The 16174-nt window shown below is 57.9% G+C and carries 19 protein-coding genes; 12 read left to right on the forward strand and 7 right to left on the reverse strand.

Annotated elements, in window-relative coordinates:
* Window positions 1–57 precede the first annotated feature (57 nt).
* The gene (locus tag ACR3FB_RS01730; RefSeq protein ID WP_480563642.1) at window positions 58–720 is read right to left on the reverse strand and encodes a flagellar hook capping FlgD N-terminal domain-containing protein; all 663 of its coding nucleotides are present in this window, start codon (window positions 718–720) and stop codon (window positions 58–60) included.
* A 3-nt stretch (window positions 721–723) separates the two neighbouring features.
* Window positions 724–1911, reverse strand: a complete 1188-nt coding sequence (locus ACR3FB_RS01735) for a flagellar hook-length control protein FliK (protein WP_480563644.1) — start codon at window positions 1909–1911, stop codon at window positions 724–726.
* A 112-nt stretch (window positions 1912–2023) separates the two neighbouring features.
* Between ACR3FB_RS01735 and ACR3FB_RS01740 the strand changes: the two genes are divergently transcribed.
* From ACR3FB_RS01740 to ACR3FB_RS01765, 6 genes are all read left to right on the forward strand, one after another.
* A complete protein-coding gene (locus tag ACR3FB_RS01740; protein ID WP_170661590.1) occupies window positions 2024–2299 on the forward strand; it encodes a rod-binding protein in 276 nt (91 codons plus the stop codon).
* The gene (locus tag ACR3FB_RS01745; RefSeq protein WP_480563646.1) at window positions 2289–2645 is read left to right on the forward strand and encodes a flagellar biosynthesis protein FlgN; all 357 of its coding nucleotides are present in this window, start codon (window positions 2289–2291) and stop codon (window positions 2643–2645) included. The genes ACR3FB_RS01740 and ACR3FB_RS01745 overlap by 11 nt, the downstream gene beginning before the upstream one ends.
* A gap of 207 nt (window positions 2646–2852) precedes the next feature.
* On the forward strand, window positions 2853–4100 hold the full coding sequence (locus ACR3FB_RS01750) for a flagellin N-terminal helical domain-containing protein (RefSeq protein WP_170460017.1): 1248 nt from the start codon (window positions 2853–2855) through the stop codon (window positions 4098–4100).
* A 77-nt stretch (window positions 4101–4177) separates the two neighbouring features.
* Window positions 4178–4555 (forward strand): flagellar biosynthesis regulator FlaF, encoded by a 378-nt coding sequence (gene flaF / locus ACR3FB_RS01755; protein ID WP_480563648.1) that lies wholly within the window; start codon window positions 4178–4180, stop codon window positions 4553–4555.
* Window positions 4552–4953 carry a flagellar biosynthesis repressor FlbT gene (flbT, locus tag ACR3FB_RS01760; RefSeq protein ID WP_170375637.1) on the forward strand — a complete coding sequence of 134 codons (402 nt, stop codon included), beginning with the start codon at window positions 4552–4554 and terminating at the stop codon, window positions 4951–4953. Before flaF ends, flbT begins: the two co-directional genes overlap by 4 nt.
* On the forward strand, window positions 4950–5744 hold the full coding sequence (locus ACR3FB_RS01765; protein WP_480563649.1) for a DUF1217 domain-containing protein: 795 nt from the start codon (window positions 4950–4952) through the stop codon (window positions 5742–5744). The genes flbT and ACR3FB_RS01765 overlap by 4 nt, the downstream gene beginning before the upstream one ends.
* A gap of 111 nt (window positions 5745–5855) precedes the next feature.
* On the opposite strand, the gene ACR3FB_RS01770 is transcribed toward ACR3FB_RS01765, so the two are convergent.
* The 3 genes from ACR3FB_RS01770 to ACR3FB_RS01780 all read right to left on the reverse strand — a co-directional run bounded on the left by ACR3FB_RS01770 (window position 5856) and on the right by ACR3FB_RS01780 (window position 8467).
* The gene (locus tag ACR3FB_RS01770) at window positions 5856–7433 is read right to left on the reverse strand and encodes a DUF427 domain-containing protein (protein WP_480563651.1); all 1578 of its coding nucleotides are present in this window, start codon (window positions 7431–7433) and stop codon (window positions 5856–5858) included.
* Window positions 7434–7506: 73 nt separating this feature from the next.
* Window positions 7507–8208, reverse strand: coding sequence for a winged helix-turn-helix domain-containing protein (locus ACR3FB_RS01775; protein ID WP_425083602.1), 702 nt, complete (start codon window positions 8206–8208; stop codon window positions 7507–7509).
* Window positions 8180–8467, reverse strand: coding sequence for a hypothetical protein (locus ACR3FB_RS01780; protein ID WP_170375633.1), 288 nt, complete (start codon window positions 8465–8467; stop codon window positions 8180–8182). The genes ACR3FB_RS01775 and ACR3FB_RS01780 overlap by 29 nt, the downstream gene beginning before the upstream one ends.
* A gap of 176 nt (window positions 8468–8643) precedes the next feature.
* Between ACR3FB_RS01780 and ACR3FB_RS01785 the strand changes: the two genes are divergently transcribed.
* The 4 genes from ACR3FB_RS01785 to ACR3FB_RS01800 all read left to right on the forward strand — a co-directional run bounded on the left by ACR3FB_RS01785 (window position 8644) and on the right by ACR3FB_RS01800 (window position 12570).
* On the forward strand, window positions 8644–9111 hold the full coding sequence (locus ACR3FB_RS01785; RefSeq protein WP_419738427.1) for a hypothetical protein: 468 nt from the start codon (window positions 8644–8646) through the stop codon (window positions 9109–9111).
* A gap of 109 nt (window positions 9112–9220) precedes the next feature.
* Window positions 9221–9838 carry a ribonuclease HII gene (locus tag ACR3FB_RS01790; RefSeq protein WP_480563654.1) on the forward strand — a complete coding sequence of 206 codons (618 nt, stop codon included), beginning with the start codon at window positions 9221–9223 and terminating at the stop codon, window positions 9836–9838.
* A 107-nt stretch (window positions 9839–9945) separates the two neighbouring features.
* Window positions 9946–11049 (forward strand): site-specific DNA-methyltransferase, encoded by a 1104-nt coding sequence (locus ACR3FB_RS01795; protein WP_170471442.1) that lies wholly within the window; start codon window positions 9946–9948, stop codon window positions 11047–11049.
* Between the two features lie 138 nt (window positions 11050–11187).
* Window positions 11188–12570 carry an adenylate/guanylate cyclase domain-containing protein gene (locus tag ACR3FB_RS01800; RefSeq protein ID WP_480563656.1) on the forward strand — a complete coding sequence of 461 codons (1383 nt, stop codon included), beginning with the start codon at window positions 11188–11190 and terminating at the stop codon, window positions 12568–12570.
* Between the two features lie 78 nt (window positions 12571–12648).
* Here the strand turns inward: ACR3FB_RS01800 and ACR3FB_RS01805 are convergent, their stop codons facing one another.
* Together ACR3FB_RS01805 and mutY are read right to left on the reverse strand one after the other, a co-directional pair.
* Window positions 12649–13785 carry an alkane 1-monooxygenase gene (locus tag ACR3FB_RS01805; RefSeq protein WP_480563658.1) on the reverse strand — a complete coding sequence of 379 codons (1137 nt, stop codon included), beginning with the start codon at window positions 13783–13785 and terminating at the stop codon, window positions 12649–12651.
* 61 nt (window positions 13786–13846) lie between these two features.
* Window positions 13847–14902 (reverse strand): A/G-specific adenine glycosylase, encoded by a 1056-nt coding sequence (mutY, locus tag ACR3FB_RS01810; RefSeq protein ID WP_480563660.1) that lies wholly within the window; start codon window positions 14900–14902, stop codon window positions 13847–13849.
* Window positions 14903–14983: 81 nt separating this feature from the next.
* Between mutY and ACR3FB_RS01815 the strand changes: the two genes are divergently transcribed.
* Complete coding sequence (locus ACR3FB_RS01815) at window positions 14984–15490, forward strand: DUF721 domain-containing protein (RefSeq protein WP_170375623.1); 507 nt, start codon at window positions 14984–14986, stop codon at window positions 15488–15490.
* A gap of 13 nt (window positions 15491–15503) precedes the next feature.
* Window positions 15504–16166: a DsbA family protein gene (locus ACR3FB_RS01820; protein WP_480563662.1), complete on the forward strand. Its 663-nt coding sequence runs from the start codon at window positions 15504–15506 to the stop codon at window positions 16164–16166.
* Window positions 16167–16174: the final 8 nt, after the last annotated feature.

Raw genomic sequence — 16174 nt, forward strand, 5'->3', positions numbered from 1 at the left:
TACCGCTCAGCAAGGGAATCGTGATTTGCCAAGGTTTGGACTGCCAGCCCGATCAGATCAAGCGCCTGTTCGGATCGACGTCACTTCATCCGAGCGCACAGTGGCCCCGCTTTGCAGGGACAGATGCACCGTTCCATCAGCGATTTGCGCCTCAACCACGCGGTTGTAGCTGGCGGCCAGACGCTGCGATACCAGTTCGTCATTCTTGTAACTCTCCAAGGTGGCGGAATAGGTGCCCTGGCTCAGCGGATTGCCCGAAGCATCGCTTCCAGCCCAGAGAAATTCAGTGTCTGTGTGATTGACGGGAATGCGGTCAATTACGGTGCCCGCTGAATTGCGGATCACCATGATGGCTTCATCGCTTGTTGCATCGGCCTGAGCAAACAGAGTGACCGGCTGGCCTTCGAATCGAAAGGCCGAGGCTGATCGAACATCAACGCCTACCCAATTGGACAGCTCACTCAGCTTTTGTCCGCCCATCGCCGTGTTTAGGGAAGACAGCAGGTCATTGGTCTGAACCTGCTGTTCAACCATCGAGAATTGGGCCAGCTGAGATGCGTATTCCGAGGAATCCATAGGTTCCAACGGGTCCTGGTTTCGCGCTTGTGCGGTGAGCATCAGCAAAAAGGTCTCAAAATCTGAAGTCAGCTTGGACGCTTGCGATGCGGCCGAGGTCGGGGTCTGTGTTCCAGTCTGCGCTGAACTTGTTGGAGTGATCATCTGTCAAAGCCTCATATCAATGCCACGACCCGAGAGATTTCGGGGAATGATCGGAGCGTTTGGCGTGTCCGGTTCTGTCGAATGGAGAGAGCCATCGTCGCTTGCCTTCGGGTTTGCGGAATCATCCTGCGCATCGTCCTTTGTGCTCAGGTCAAACGAGATGTCGCTATATCCAAGGCTTTGGAATTCAGCCTCCAACACGGCAAGGTGCCGGCGCATCAGGTCCAATGTTTCGGGGCGCTCGGCAGCAATGGTCAAAATCATGCCATCCTCGCGACCGTTGAGAGTGACGGAAACCCGACCCAATTCCTCGGGGCTGAGCGCGATTTCGATCGTACCGGAACCAGTCCGAACCTGAATTTCCGCTGCCATCTGCCCGGCGATGGCCCGGGTGATCTCAGCCTTTGCAGGCTGCGTTGCGGGCTGCGCAAGCGAAGCCGTGTCGCGGACGTTTTGAAACAGCGGTTCTTCGCGCGTGGCAATCACACCATTAGTTTCAGGAATCGCCGTGGTGGTTTCGGCATCGGCGCTCCGCACAGACGCCATCACCTGCATCTGCGCAAGAGTTGGCGTTGGTTTGGAAGGTTGAGGTGCAGTTGGAGTCGCATTTGTCTGGGGCGCAGCCCCTGTTTCAGCAGGTAGCGCCGAAACTGAGGATTGTGCACGCTCAGTTGGAACAGGCTGCCCAGCGATTGGCCTTGCGGGCAAGACCTGACCGTCCGACGCTTTGGCAGACGCCGGCTGGGCTATGCTGGATTGTGACTGAACAGGCGAACCGCGCGTGTTTTCGACCTCGGGGCGCTGCGGTGCCGCAATCGTAACCTGGTGCATTGCGCCTGTGTCGGTTTTCGGCGCCTCTGCACCCTCGAGATTTGAGGGAATAGGCGCAGTTTCAGACCCTTGCGGTACCTGCGTCGCGCTCGGTACGGGCAGTGCGGTCAGGTCCTCAAACACCCGTTCTTCAGGAGTGTCGGGCTTGATCGGCAGGGGGCCTGCGAGAACCTCTTCGAGTGCAGGATCCTCGGGCATGATGTCCTGCTCAACGGCGGCTTCATCCTCGGCTTCTGGCTGCGGCGTCTTTTCCTCCAGAACATCCTGAAAGCGCGTGGACATCTCGGATGTGGTTTCGCGCGTCCCCGGTTTCGTGGCCGCGGTTTGCGTGGGTGTCATCAGCGTAAGAGGGTTGGGCATTTTGCTCCGGCTCCGTCGTGGTTGACCGTCAAACTGCCCAAAGGAGGTTACGTTTATTTTAACCGCTTTCGTCTTTGATCAAGAAAGTTCGATGCAATTTTCGGAGAAGCCGATGAAAATCCCTCCCCTCCAGTCGATGCCGCCGCCGCCCTCAACCCATGACCGCCTGCAAGCCGCCGCAGTCGAGCTCGAGGCGGCGTTTTTGGCCGAAATGCTGAAATCCGCAGGCTTGGGAAAAGCACGCGATTCGTTCGGTGGCGGCGCCGGAGAGGACCAGTTCTCGTCCTTTCTTGTGCAGCAACAGGCCCGGCAAATGGCGCAATCCGGTGGCGTTGGCCTGTCTGAACTTCTGTTCCAATCCTTGATGGAGAATTCCGATGACACATGAACCCAATCTTCTGATCAAATCACTGGAAGAGGTTCTTGATCTTGAGCGCGCCGCGCTTGTGGACGGTGATCTTGAGCGTCTCAATCATATGGTCCCTGAAAAAGAGAAACTGATCGGTGCGATCAACGATCTTCAGGTGCTAAGCAGCGATGATCTGCTTCGCGTCCATCAAAAGGTGGAGCGCAATCAGGCGCTGCTGAACAGCGCGGCCGAGGGGATTCGCGCGGTTGCCACCCGCATGGCCGAGCTGCGCCGTGTCCATCAGGAATTCAGCACCTATGGAGCCGACGGGCAGCGCAACGGGTTTACCGTGCGGGGTCAGGCAAAGCTGGAAAAACGCGCATAGGACCAGAGTTGATTCAAATCTGAAATTTCGAGTTGGGCCGCTTTAGCACTCCGTTAGGGGATAAAGGTCAAAGGTGGTTCTGCACCTGAAACAGCGGGTGGCGCGAAGGGCCGGACGGCGCATCGCACAGGTCAGAAAGACACCAAAGCCCGCTGATCTAGCGGGGTGATCTTGGGCGCTGAAGCCCTAACGCAAAAGGATGGAACTATGTCCAGTATTCTGACAAATAACGGCGCGATGGTTGCGCTGCAGACCCTGAAATCGGTCAACAAAAACCTCGAGATGACCCAGAACGCGATCTCCACCGGCAAGGATGTCGCAACAGCAAAAGACAACTCGGCCGTCTGGGCGATTTCCAAAGTAATGGAATCGGACGTCAAAGGCTTCAACGCGATTAAAGACAGCCTCTCGCTGGGTGAATCGACGGTAGCCGTTGCGCGGAACGCGTCTGAAACTGTCACCGACCTTCTGACCCAGATGAAGGAAAAGATCGTTGGGGCGCAGGAAGACAACGTGGATCGTGCCAAGATCAACGCTGACGTGAGCGCGCTTAAGGATCAGATCGAATCTGTTGTTGGTGCGGCTCAGTTCAACGGTCTGAACCTGGTGAACGGGTCGTCGGGCCCGGCGTCGATACTGGCGTCTCTGGATCGTGATGCGGCGGGTGACGTGACCGCGTCTTCGATCAGCGTCGCTGCTCAGGATCTTTCGGTTGGTGGCTACACCGCAAAGGGTGTTCTGGCAGGTTCGGACAACGTGACAACTGACAACGACACTGCTGGTTTCACCATGGATAAGACTGGTGGCAGCGGTGACATCGTGATCGACAGCTCGACCGACAATTTCGAAGCGGGCGACAAGATTTCGATTGCGGTGGGTGATCAGGTTGCGACCTATACCGTTCAAGACTCTGATCTCGATCCCTCGGGCACCTATGATGCAGCCTACACGGATGCGATCGTCGCCGTGGGTCTGAAGAACAAGATCGACTCTTTAGGCATCACGGGTGTCGCGATCGACTATGACTCGGGCAGCCCGGGAACCCTGAGTTTTGTGACCGGTACCGCAACGGCTGGTGCTGATGCCGATCGTGACGTGACCATCGCGGCCCAATTCACAAATGCCGGCGCGGGGGGTCTTGGTGCTCTGGACTCGATCGACGTTTCGACCGACGCAGGGGCACTGGCTGCTTTGGGTACCATCGAGGGTCTGATCGACACGGCCATCGATGCTTCGGCCTCTTTCGGCTCGGCGCAGGGCCGGATCGAGACACAGAAAGAGTTCATCTCGAACCTGTCGGACTCGTTCAAATCGGGCATCGGCTCTCTGGTGGACGCCAATATGGAAGAAACCTCGGCCCGGTTGCAGGCGCTGCAGGTGCAACAGCAGCTGGCCACCCAGTCGCTGTCGATTGCCAACCAAGCGCCCCAGTCGATCCTGTCTCTGTTCCGTTAAATCCGGAACCTGGCCGGGGCGTGAACGCCGCGCCCCGGTCGTGACTGCCTGAAGACGGCCTATTGGAAGGATTTCAAGTGACACTGCAAAGCTACGCTCAACGCGCTTATGCGCAATCTGCCACTCCTACCCGCACGCCGCGGGATACCGAGTATGAGGCGATCTCGAAAATCACGCATCGGCTCAAAGCAGCAGCGGCCCGGAAGGCAACGGATTTTTCCGGATTTGTTCAGGCATTGCATGAAAATCGGCGGTTGTGGACAGTGCTGGCGACCGGCGTGGCGGACTCGGATAACTCGCTGCCGAAGGATTTGCGCGCGCGGATCTTCTACCTGGCCGAATTTACGGAGCAGCACAGCGCACAGGTTTTGGGAAACACTGCGACGGTAGAACCTTTGCTGGAGATCAACATGGCCGTTCTGCGTGGCCTGCGACACATAAGGGCCGCCGGATGAGTGGCCTGGTCCTGAAACTTGCCCCGAAAGAGCGGGTGTTGATAAATGGTGTAGTGATCGAGAATGGAGACCGCCGCAGCCGGTTTTCGATCATGACACCGCAAGCCAACGTTCTGCGTCTGCGAGATGCGATCCACCCAGACGAAGTCACAACGCCTGTGCGCCGCGTTTGCTATGCCGCGCAGTTGGTACTGTCCGGTGATATGGAGCCTGATCAGGCGCGTCAGCAATTGCTGCGCCGGGTTGAGGAGTTGAGCCAGGTGTTCACGGATTCAGACAGTCGCCGTGTCCTGAGCGAGGCGACCGAAGCGCTGGTGGCCGAACAATACTATAAATGCCTCAAATCACTCCGCTCCTTGCTGCCGCGGGAAGAGCGGCTGATGGCGTACCAGCAATGACGTTCCAGCCTGTCATACCCTCTGGCGGCATTGTGGGCTGGCGTTTTTTGCAGCGGACCTATGACGCGCAACTTGAGGGCTTTACGAACTCTAGCGTCAACCAGAGGGACAGGCAGTATTTTCTGGAAAACATAAGCAAGGTTCAATCCGCTGAAGATCTGGTGTCGGATCGCCGGCTGTTACAGGTGGCCTTGGGCGCCTTCGGGTTGGAAGAGGACATCAACAATCGGTTCTTTATCCAAAAGATATTGGAGGATGGAACGAGAGCCGATGATGCCCTGTCCAACCGATTGTCCGACAAGCGGTATCGCGAGTTTTCTCAAGCCTTCGGTTTTGGCCCCGGAGAGGAGCGCAAGACCGGACTGATTGCGAATATGGAGCAGATCGCCGAAGACAATCTGGTGTCCCGTTTCGAAGTTTCCGTGGGTGAGACGAATGAGACCATGCGGATTTCCCTCTATGCGCAACATGCGCTTGGCGAATTGGCTGCCGGTGACAGCAGCGCGGATACGAAATGGTTCGATTTGATGGGCTTGCCGCCCTTACGCAGCATGATGGAGACTGCACTTGGCCTGCCATCCTCGTTTGCGCAGCTCGATCTGGACAGGCAGCTTGAGGTGTTCAAGGACCGTTTGTCAGGCTTGACTGGATCGGATGATTTGGCCCAATTCACAGAGCCTGAAGCTATTCAGAAACTGACGGATACCTATCTGGCCCGCAGTCAGATATCGCAACTGCAAAGCACCATATCACCGGCGCAGACCGCTTTGATCTTGTTGGGTGCGGGCTAGAGCTGGTGCATTTTGCACCAATCCTCAGGGCGGTGAGATGGGCCCTAGCTTACATTGCGTACCATTTTGTCGAAGCAGATCAAACACAGCGAATTTTACAAACCGCCAAGGTTAAGCTGGATCACCGACCTCAACATCAGCCGCCGTACGCAAGGCAAAACACGTGACTGGCTGAGACACGTTGCGCAGTTTGATATCGCCGAGCGGGATCGCATTGCTGCAGGAAGGCTCAATGTCTTGCGAGACGACAATACGGTAGCCGGTCGATTTGCTATGCTCACCCAGACGCGCAGCGACGTTGGCGGCTTGACCGACAACGGTGAAATCCAACCGTTCGCGCGAGCCGACATTGCCGTAGGTCACCCGGCCATAGGACACGCCGATTGAGCAGTCGCAGTGGATATCAGGATCCGCTGAACGCAGTTCGGCGAGTTTTTCGACGATTTCTGTTGCCGCCTGTTGGGCATTCGCACGGGCCTGCGCGGGTTCCTCACCCGCTGGGAAAACGGCCAGAACGGCGTCGCCGATGAATTTCAGAACTTCGCCCCCGTTTTCATCCACGATACCCGAGACCGTTTCAAAGAACTCGTTCAGCAGATTGATATAGGCATCCCGGTCAAGGCTCTCCTCCAGGCTAGTCGAGTTTCGCAGATCGCAGAACATGATGGCCGCATCAATCTCATCTCCGTCGCCGCGTCGGATCTCTCCGCCCAGCACACGCGCGCCTGAGCGTTTGCCTACATAGGTTTCCAGCAGAACCTGTGCGTTTTCACGCTGCATAAACACCTCGTAAAAGCGGGCGATAACGGCAGAGCATTCGAACACCAGACCAAGGTTCTCCGTCGTGAAGCCGTCGGGATGATCGCAGCTGAGCGTTAGTACGTTAGTTCGCCCGTCCGAGAAGGGCAGCGGCATGGCGACATAGTCCGTGGCCCCTTTGGCGCGCAGATCCTCGATGATGGGAAAGCTGTTATGCGGGTTTTCGTCATTTACCCTTTGGCGCACGCCGCCCAATCCGTTCGAGACATGGCGCAAAGGGCTGTTGATGAATGCGGGGTGGTCGTAGATTTCATAGGTGGGCGCGCGGGTCAGGATCTCATCCTCACCCTTTTCCCATATGAAGTGTTTGCCTGCGATCAGGGGGTGCAAGGACCATGCCAGAATGCTGAGGCGCTGGATCGCTATCCCGTGTTCCAGCATCTTTTCGGCCAACGCCTTGGTGAACGCTTCTGGTGTATCCGACAGGGACGCCCCACGCATCAGCCAGTCGATCAGCGGACCGCTGATATTGGTGTTTTCGGTGTCGCGTAGTTGGTTCTTGCCCAGGTCGATATCCGTATAGGCACTGGGCATGAACCCAATATGCCCCCGAATTGCAGCACTCTCTGGCAGGGCGTCATCATAGGCCCATACCGAATTGGCCAAGCGATCTCCGGGCAGATTTATATCGTGATAAGTGGCGGTTCCTTTGAAAGGGCAAAAGGTCTGAAGGCCGGTTTCTCCGCTCAGGTCGACGCACACATCCGCGCGTGGAACGTAGATCGTCGGCGGTAGCCGGGTTTCATACATCACCTTGGCGTTCCGGCTTTCGGCCAACAGGAGGCCATCGCGAAAAATCGCGATCCTGTCGGACAGATGTTCGACCGAGATGTCATAACCGTTGGATTTTGGTGTGGTGTGGACGTTCATCGCCATCCCTCCCTTGCCCGGGGTCCCTATAGAATGGGCGTTTTGGTCGGGCATTCCAAGAGGGGCGCGGATTCTAAACCATCTGGATGACGTCTTTTTCGATCGAAAGCATATAGCCCTTTTTGGCGATATTCTTGACCAGCAACTCACTGACCATCTGATTGCCCAAGGCGTCGCGCAGCCGTTTGATGCGGGTGGCGCCTGCGGCCTCGTCACAATCGGCGGCATCTCGACCCGAGATCGTCGCCTCGATCTGCGCGCCTGACAGGACCTCATCATCCAATCGGGATTCCGCCAGAACCGAGAGGGTCTCCATGGCCGCTGGGGTCAGTTTGAAGTCCATGTTGTTCAGGTAGACGGTGTTTTCCTCGCGGCTGATCAGCAGCGATGTCACCTGGATGCCGGTGCGTTCGATCTGTGCCATGCGCCGGTTCAGTAGCGCAAGCATCACCAGAAACACAAGGGCTGAGATCATCATCGCGCAGGCAAAGACCAGCAGCACGTAAATCACCATGCGGTAGCTGGACAGCGTATCGGCAAAGGCCGTCCCCGATTGGGCCAGAATCTCAAGCAACCGGATTTCGGTTTGTGAGGTCAGATCTGCCTCGATAAACAACCGTTCGACGCGAGCGTTGAATGCGTTGGCATCGGGCAGTGTCCAGAACAGGAACAGCGCGGCGGTGATCAGGATCACGACAATGGCGGCAATGCCCAGACCGACAAGGCGCACGCCCGAGCGTCGCGCCTCAGAAACGGAGATAGAATTTTCCGGCATTGGCCTTCCTTTGATCCAACCCTTCCGGCCCGAAAACGGACTGGACATTCAGCAGGGTCCACCCCGAACCGCTGAGGCGCTGGGCGACTTCACTCGTTGCCTGCCCCTTGTCGCAGGACGACACCTGCATCACGCCGTAGTGCAGGCGCAGCGGGTTGTCCTGTTTAGCCTTGTAGTCGGCATAACATTCTGCGGCCAAAGCCACCGGGGCCACCGATATCAGCGCAGCTGCGACCAGAGAAGAGAAGATCTGTTTCATAAGCTGCATCCTGCGCACGGCTTGGGCTGATATTCAATGACCAAAGGGGTTTGCAGCGCCTGATATCCAATAACACGCGGCCGATATTGCTTGTCTGACAGGGGTGGACCCAGTGTTGAGGCATCAAAGACGCGGTCCATCACAGGGTCGCTAAAATCTCGGAAAGGACAGGCATCATGCATAAGAAATTCATCGCTCTGATCATCGCAACGGCTATGGCGATTACCGGCGTGTCGGCCTCAAAGGCGCGTGCTGCGGATACGGGAGATATTCTCGGGGGGCTGGCCGCGATCGCGATTATTGGCGCGGGGGTGCATTACTACAACAAGGAAAAGCGCAAGGATCGTGAGAAGGCCGCGCGGCAGTACAACCACGTGCAAACTGCGCCTCAGGTCAAACACCACAAGGTGAAGCCTTTGCCTAGGCACGTGGCACGCTATGACCTGCCACAACGCTGCTTGCGCCAGCATGACAATTACGGGAAACGTCCGCTGCTGGGAACAAACTGTCTCAAGAAGCACTACAAGCATGCCAACAGCCTGCCGCAAGAGTGCAAGGTCGGGTTCTGGAATGGCAACAAGGTAAAGCGGGCGTATGAACCTGCATGCCTGCGCCATCACGGATACCGCGTCGTTTACAAGTAACACGGTCGAGCAGGAGTGGTGCGAAACAGCACCGCGCTGAGAGAGGGTGGCGCAAGCTGCCCTCTCTTTTTTTGTTGCGGCGGCTGTGAAAACGCGGTTTTCCGAAGGGATGACAAAACCGACTTATGAACTTGAACAAGGGCTGCAGGCGCAGGGCCATATCCGGATTGCGGGCGTGGATGAGGTCGGGCGCGGCCCGTTGGCCGGACCTGTGGTTGCCGCCGCCGTGATCCTGAACCCAGACGATATTCCTGACGGGCTGAACGATTCCAAGAAGCTCTCGCTCAAGCGACGCACGGCGTTGGAGGCAGAGTTGCGGGACCGGGCCGAGATCGCCGTGGCCGAGGCCTCGGTCGCCGAGATTGATGAGCTCAATATCCTGCGCGCCTCGCATCTGGCCATGGTTCGCGCGGTGAAGACACTGGATCCGGCACCCGATTATCTTCTGATTGACGGGAATATGATACCAAACGGGCTGCAGATCCCGTCCGAAGCTGTGATCAAGGGGGATGGCAAATCTGTGTCGATCGCGGCGGCTTCGATCATCGCGAAAAACTGGCGCGATCAGCTGATGGTGGATTTAGCGCAACAGCATCCCGGCTACGGCTGGGAGGCAAACGCCGGATATCCGACAAAACAGCACCGCGAGGCGCTGCAAAATCTTGGCGTGACCCCACATCATAGGCGTTCGTTCAAGACGGTACACAATATCTTGTATCAAGAGTAAATCGTAAGTTGCTGATTCAAAAAAGAAATTGACGGCGAATCGTCTTTGACTCATCCTTGTCTCAACCAAATGAGCGCAAAAGCGCCGTGGATACTTGAGGCAGTGATATGACAACGACCACCAAAAAGGGCGCAAAAGCGCTCCCTTTAAACACGATTCTATCTGGGGACTGCATCGATGTGATGAACAGTCTGCCCGAGGCGTCGGTTGATCTGATCTTTGCGGATCCGCCTTATAATTTGCAGCTGAAAGGCCAGTTGCACCGCCCCGATAACAGCCAGGTAGATGCGGTTGACGATCACTGGGATCAATTCTCAAGCTTCGGTGCTTATGACCAGTTCACGCGTGAGTGGTTGAAGGCGGCGCATCGTCTGCTGAAACCCAATGGCGCGATCTGGGTGATTGGCTCGTACCACAACATCTTCCGCGTGGGCTCGGCCCTGCAGGACGCGGGATATTGGATTTTGAATGACGTCGTATGGCGCAAGTCGAACCCGATGCCGAATTTCCGCGGCAAGCGGTTCACCAATGCGCATGAAACGATGATCTGGGCCTCGAAGCGCGAAGGCGCGAAATACACGTTCAACTACGAAGCTCTGAAAGCGCTGAACGAAGGCGTACAGATGCGCAGCGATTGGGTTCTGCCGATCTGCACCGGGCATGAGCGCCTGAAGGACGAAAACGGCGACAAGGCGCATCCGACACAGAAGCCCGAGTCTCTGTTGCACCGCGTTCTGATTGGCTCGACCAATCCGGGTGATGTGATTTTGGATCCTTTCTTTGGCACCGGCACAACGGGTGCCGTCGCCAAGATGCTAGGCCGTGAGTTCATCGGTATTGAGCGCGAAGAAAGCTATCGCAAAGTAGCCGAGAAGCGCATCTCGAAGGTGCGCAAATTCGACCGCGAGGCGCTGGAGGTCAGCGCCAGCAAACGCGCCGAACCGCGTGTACCTTTCGGCCAATTGGTCGAACGTGGGATGCTGCGCCCGGGCGAAGAGCTTTACTCGATGAACCAGCGCCACAAAGCCAAGGTTCGCGCGGATGGAACGTTGGTTGGCGACAATGTCAAAGGCTCGATTCATCAGGTTGGCGCACATCTTGAGAACGCCCCCTCCTGCAACGGCTGGACCTATTGGTGCTTCAAGCGCGATGGTAAAACGGTGCCGATCGACGTACTGCGTCAGCAGATCCGGGCCGAGATGCACAACTGATATCACGAAAACCGCCGGTGCCTGTGGCCTGACACAAGGCACTACGCCTTGCCCCGCCGTTCTCGGCGGGGTCTTTTGTTTTCCGGTCATAGGTGATTGCATGGGCGCGTCGCCAGCACCGCCTCAGAGGTTCCTGTCATGAGCGAGATAACTGCCAGCCCATCCAGACTGGAACGGTTCGCCGTCACACAGCCGGATGTTGTGGATCTGGACAACAAATACACCGAAGCCGCAATGCAACGGCACAAGCAGGAGGGCCTTGAACTGGCCGTCCGCGCCCGTTGGATCGCCATGGCTTTGACAGGGGTTTTGTTGATCTTTCTGAACCCGCAATGGGAGGTACTGTGGTATCATTTCATCCTGCTTCTCATCTGCGCAAATGGCTGGTTGATCCGGCGCGCAGGGCGGGTTGGGCAATCGCGAACCGAGCTGTTGCTCATCTTTGTCGATCTTCTGATCATGACGCTTGGGATGATTGTGCCGAACCCGTTCAGCGATGATGTGCGGCCACTGGCGATGCAATACCGGTTCGACAATTTCCAGTATTTCTTCATCATTCTGGCCGCCGGTACACTGGCCTATTCGTGGCGTACGGTTGTCGCGATTGGCTCCTGGACGGCACTGATTTGGACGGCGGGTTGGATCATCGCCTGGTGGGTGGCCACGCCGATACCGGGGATCAGCCAGAAGGTAGCCGCGGCTCTGCAGGGTTATCCGGACGTTGCAGAGCTGTTGGATCCCAATAGTTTCGATATCCCGCAGCGCATTCAGCAGGTGATCGTGTTCGTCATGGTTGCGGTGACGCTTGGCGTGTCGATGCGACGGCTAAATCGCTTGTTGATGAGCAATGCGGGGCTAGAGCGGGAGCGGGCCAACCTGTCGCGTTACTTCTCGCCCAATGTGGTCGATGAGCTCAGCCAGAATGACGAGCCGCTTAAACAGGTGCGCAAGGCGGATATCGCGGTGCTGTTTATCGACATTGTGGGCTTTACGAAATTTGCAGCCGGACGGGACCCCTATGAGGTGATTGAGGTGTTGCGCGGGTTTCATGCTCGGATGGAGGCCGAGGTTTTCCGCCACCATGGCACGTTGGACAAATATCTGGGTGACGGGCTGATGGCAACGTTTGGCACTCCGGTCGCAACGCCTTTGGACGCCAGCAATGCGCTGGGCTGCGCGCGCGCGATGGTTGGCGTCATCGACGATTGGAACCAGGAACGGCTTCATGCGGGAGAGCATGATATCCATGTCGGGATCGGCGTGCATTTTGGTTCGGTCGTTCTGGGGGATATCGGGGCCAACCGGTTGGAATTTGCCGTGATTGGCGATGCGGTGAATGTCTCGGCCAAGTTGGAGGCGATGACTCGTGATTATAACGCCCGGATCGTGGTCAGTGAAGCGGTGCGGCAGCAGGCCTTGCGCGAGGATTCGAATGGTGGAGCGTTGATGGATGGGTTTCAGAAACGCCAGGGTCAGACCGTTCGCGGCGTTGAAACCCCTATGGATATCTGGGTGTTGTGAACGGCTCCCGCCTGTTTGGGCAGCATCAAAGATGCAGCCCCTCCAGTTGGGCCCGGCAGCGCGCGGTGCGCGCTGCGGTCACGCCCTTGGGCCGGGGTTCAGGGCTTTGTTATAGGGGTGCCAGTCGGTGATCTCGGGGTAATAGTGCCGCCGCCAGGCGCGGACGCGCGGGTTCATGACGCGGCGCCATAGCGGGGGGAACATCGCGGCGACGGTCATCACCGGGTAGCCGTAGGGCAGTTGCGGCGCGTCCTCTTGCGCGTGGTTCTGCAGCAGCGGGAAGCGACGATTGGGTTTGTAGTGGTGGTCCGAGTGTCGCTGCAGGTTGATCAGCAGCCAGTTCGACGCTTTTTGCGAGGCGTTCCACGAGTGCCGGGGTAGAACGTGTTCGTATTTGCCCTCGCCCAAATGTTTTCGGGTCAGCCCGTAGTGTTCCACGTAGTTGACCAGCTCTAACTGCCAGATCGCGACTCCCGCTTGCAGCAGGAACAGGGCGAGGCCGGGCCATCCTCCGATCAGGGCGGCGAGGATCAGCATGCCGGTTTGCAGCGCCCAGTAGCGCCAGAACGGGTTCGAGCGGTCAGTCCAGGGGCGATCCTTACGGGCAAGTTTGTCCCGCTCGGCCCGGAAGGCCGAGATCAGGCATTGCAGCAGGACGCGGGGGTAGAAGCGGTGGAAGCCTTCGTTGTAGCGCGCCGTGACCGGGTCGCGCGGAGTGCCGACATGACGGTGATGGACTAGTAGATGCTCGGACCGGAAATGAGAATAGAGGACCATCGCGAGAAGGAGATCGCCCAGCCAACGTTCGGACCGCGATTTCTGGTGCATCAGCTCGTGACTGTAGTTGATGCCGATCGTGCCTGAGATGACGCCCATGCCGAAGAACAGCCCGATCTTCGACCAGTTCGACAAGTGTTCGCTATGGGTTGCGTACCAGATCAGGCCAAACAGCGTGAGGAATTGGACAGGCGCCCAGAGTTTGGTCAGCAGGATATACCAATGCAGCGCATCATCGGGGGTTTCAGGGTCGGCGTTTTGCAGGTTGAGGCCGGTCAAGCGGTCCAGAACCGCAAAGGCCCACCATGTGGACAGGGGGATCAGCAAAACCCACCAACCCCCTGCAATGGCCGTTGCCCAGATCAGCGGGATCAACAGGAAGGACACCCAATAGGGAAGGGCGGCTTGCCAGCGCGATAAGGTTTGAGACGCGATCATCCATGATGCTCCGAATAGGCAGATGCACCGTAGCTGGACAGACCGGGCTTGCCCAGCGGGCTTATTGACCCCGCCACAGGTCGTAGGCTTTGCGCATCACTGTCGGCAGGTCGCTGGGTTTGAAGTCATGCTTGGGCAATAGGGTCAGCCCGTCGGGTTCGGTGCCCTCGGGCAGCGGTGCGGTCCAGATCCGCAACACCAGATGGAAATGCGTGAAGGTGTGGCGCACCTCGCCGTTCAGCGCGCGCCACTCTGCCAAAAACGGTGGGGCCTCGGGCGGGGTCTCGGACCAGTCCGAGCCGGGCCAGCCCAGCATACCACCCAGAAGACCCTTGTCGGGGCGGCGTTCCAGCAGGAACGCTCCGTTTGGGTGTTGCGCGATGTAGACATGGCCGAATCGCGTGGGTTTCGGCTTTTTTGGGGTCTTCTTCGGCAGCTCCGGTTGCGTGCCTGCAGCGCGGGCAAGGCAGGGGGTCTGCACGGGGCAGATTCCACAGGCTGGGGATTTGGGTGTGCAGATTGTGGCCCCGAGATCCATTACGGCCTGCGCGTAGTCTCCGGGGCGCCGCTCGGGTGTCAGCGCGGCGGCTTTCTCTTTCAGAACAGGTTTTGATCCGGGCAACGGGTCGTGAATATCGTAGAGCCGGGCCATCACCCTCTCGACATTGCCATCTAGCACGGTTTCGGGCTGGTCAAACGCAATGGCCGAGATCGCGGCGGCGGTATATGGGCCGATCCCCGGCAACTCCAACAACGCGTCATAGGTGTTGGGGAACTGTCCGTCGTACTCCTCTGCCACGACACGGGCGCATTTCAGCAGGTTGCGCGCGCGGGCGTAGTAACCGAGGCCCGCCCATTCCCCCATGACCTGATCATCGGGGGCTGCGGCCAGTGCCTGCACCGTGGGCCAGCGCGTTGTAAAACGGGTGAAATAGTCCCGCACAGCGGCGACGGTTGTCTGTTGCAGCATGACCTCGGACAACCAGACCCGATAAGGATCCGGCACCACGCCTGCGGCGCGATCGGCGGGGCCAACACGCCATGGCATCTCACGCGCGTGGCGGTCATACCAGTCGAGCAATTCAGCGCTCAGGTTAAATTCGGGGCTGTCACGCAAGTTTTATCTATCTCACTGTCGGGTTTCGCTGGCGCCTGCTGGCCTGCCTACTACAATAGCGGTGCAGGAGTTGGAAACCAGATGCAGCGCAGACGTTCTTCGACACGCGGGTTCAAACGCACCGCGACATTGCTGAACGATCAGATCAGACGCGCCGGCGAAAGCCGGGGCTTTGCTGTTTCGCGCCTTCTGACGCACTGGGCTGAGATCGTAGGCCAGGACACTGCCGCCATCGCAAGACCCGTGAATGTGGGCTATGGCAGGAACGGGATGGGGGCGACCCTGACCGTGCTGACAACCGGGCCACAGGCGCCCATGCTGGAAATGCAGAAAGAACAACTGCGCGGCAAGGTGAACGCCGTTTACGGCTACAATGCGATCAGCCGAGTGCGCATCACCCAGACCGCTCCGACCGGATTTGCCGAGGGGCAGGCCAGTTTCGACCACAAGCCGAAACAAGCGAAACCAGAGATCAAACCTGAAATCATGGCCGAAGCGGGCAGAGTCTCGCAGGATGTCCATGATGAAGATTTGCGTGCGGCCCTTGAACGTTTGGGCCGCAACGTTTTATCCAAGCAGAAACGCTGAGAAAGGGCTGAGAATGAGCCGTATTGCAACCGTAATCTGTGCGGCTGTCGCCGTAGCCGCTGGTGGCTATTGGATGACAGCTTCGAACACGACCTCCGTCAATCCTCTGGTCGGCAGCGCCATAGCGCAAGAGGCCGATCTGGACACCTCTACGATCATCGAGATGGTGCAGGGGGCCGAGGATGCGCCGGTCGAGATCATCGAATATGCCTCCTACACCTGTCCGCATTGCGCCAATTTCCATCAGGGTGCATACAAGCAGCTAAAGAAGGACTTCATCGACACCGGCAAGGTCAAGTTCATCTATCGTGAGGTCTACTTTGACCGCTATGGCCTGTGGGCGTCGATGGTTGCGCGCTGCGCAGGCCCTGAGAAGTTTTTTGGCATTACCGATCTGATCTATCAGGGCCAGTCCGAATGGACCCAAGCAGGTGGTCCAACCGAGATCGTGGACGAGCTGCGCAAGATCGGCCGTCTGGCGGGTATCGACAATGACCAGCTTGAAGCCTGCCTGCAGGACGGCACACGCGCCCAGACGCTGGTGGCGTGGTATCAGGAAAACGCTGAACGCGATGATGTGACAGGCACCCCGTCCTTTGTTGTGAACGGCAAGAAGGTTTCGAACCAGTCCTATGAGGACTTTAAGAAGCTGATCGAAGACGAATTGGGCAGCTAATTGCCTTT

The sequence above is a fragment of the Ruegeria sp. AO1 genome, from assembly GCF_056535985.1.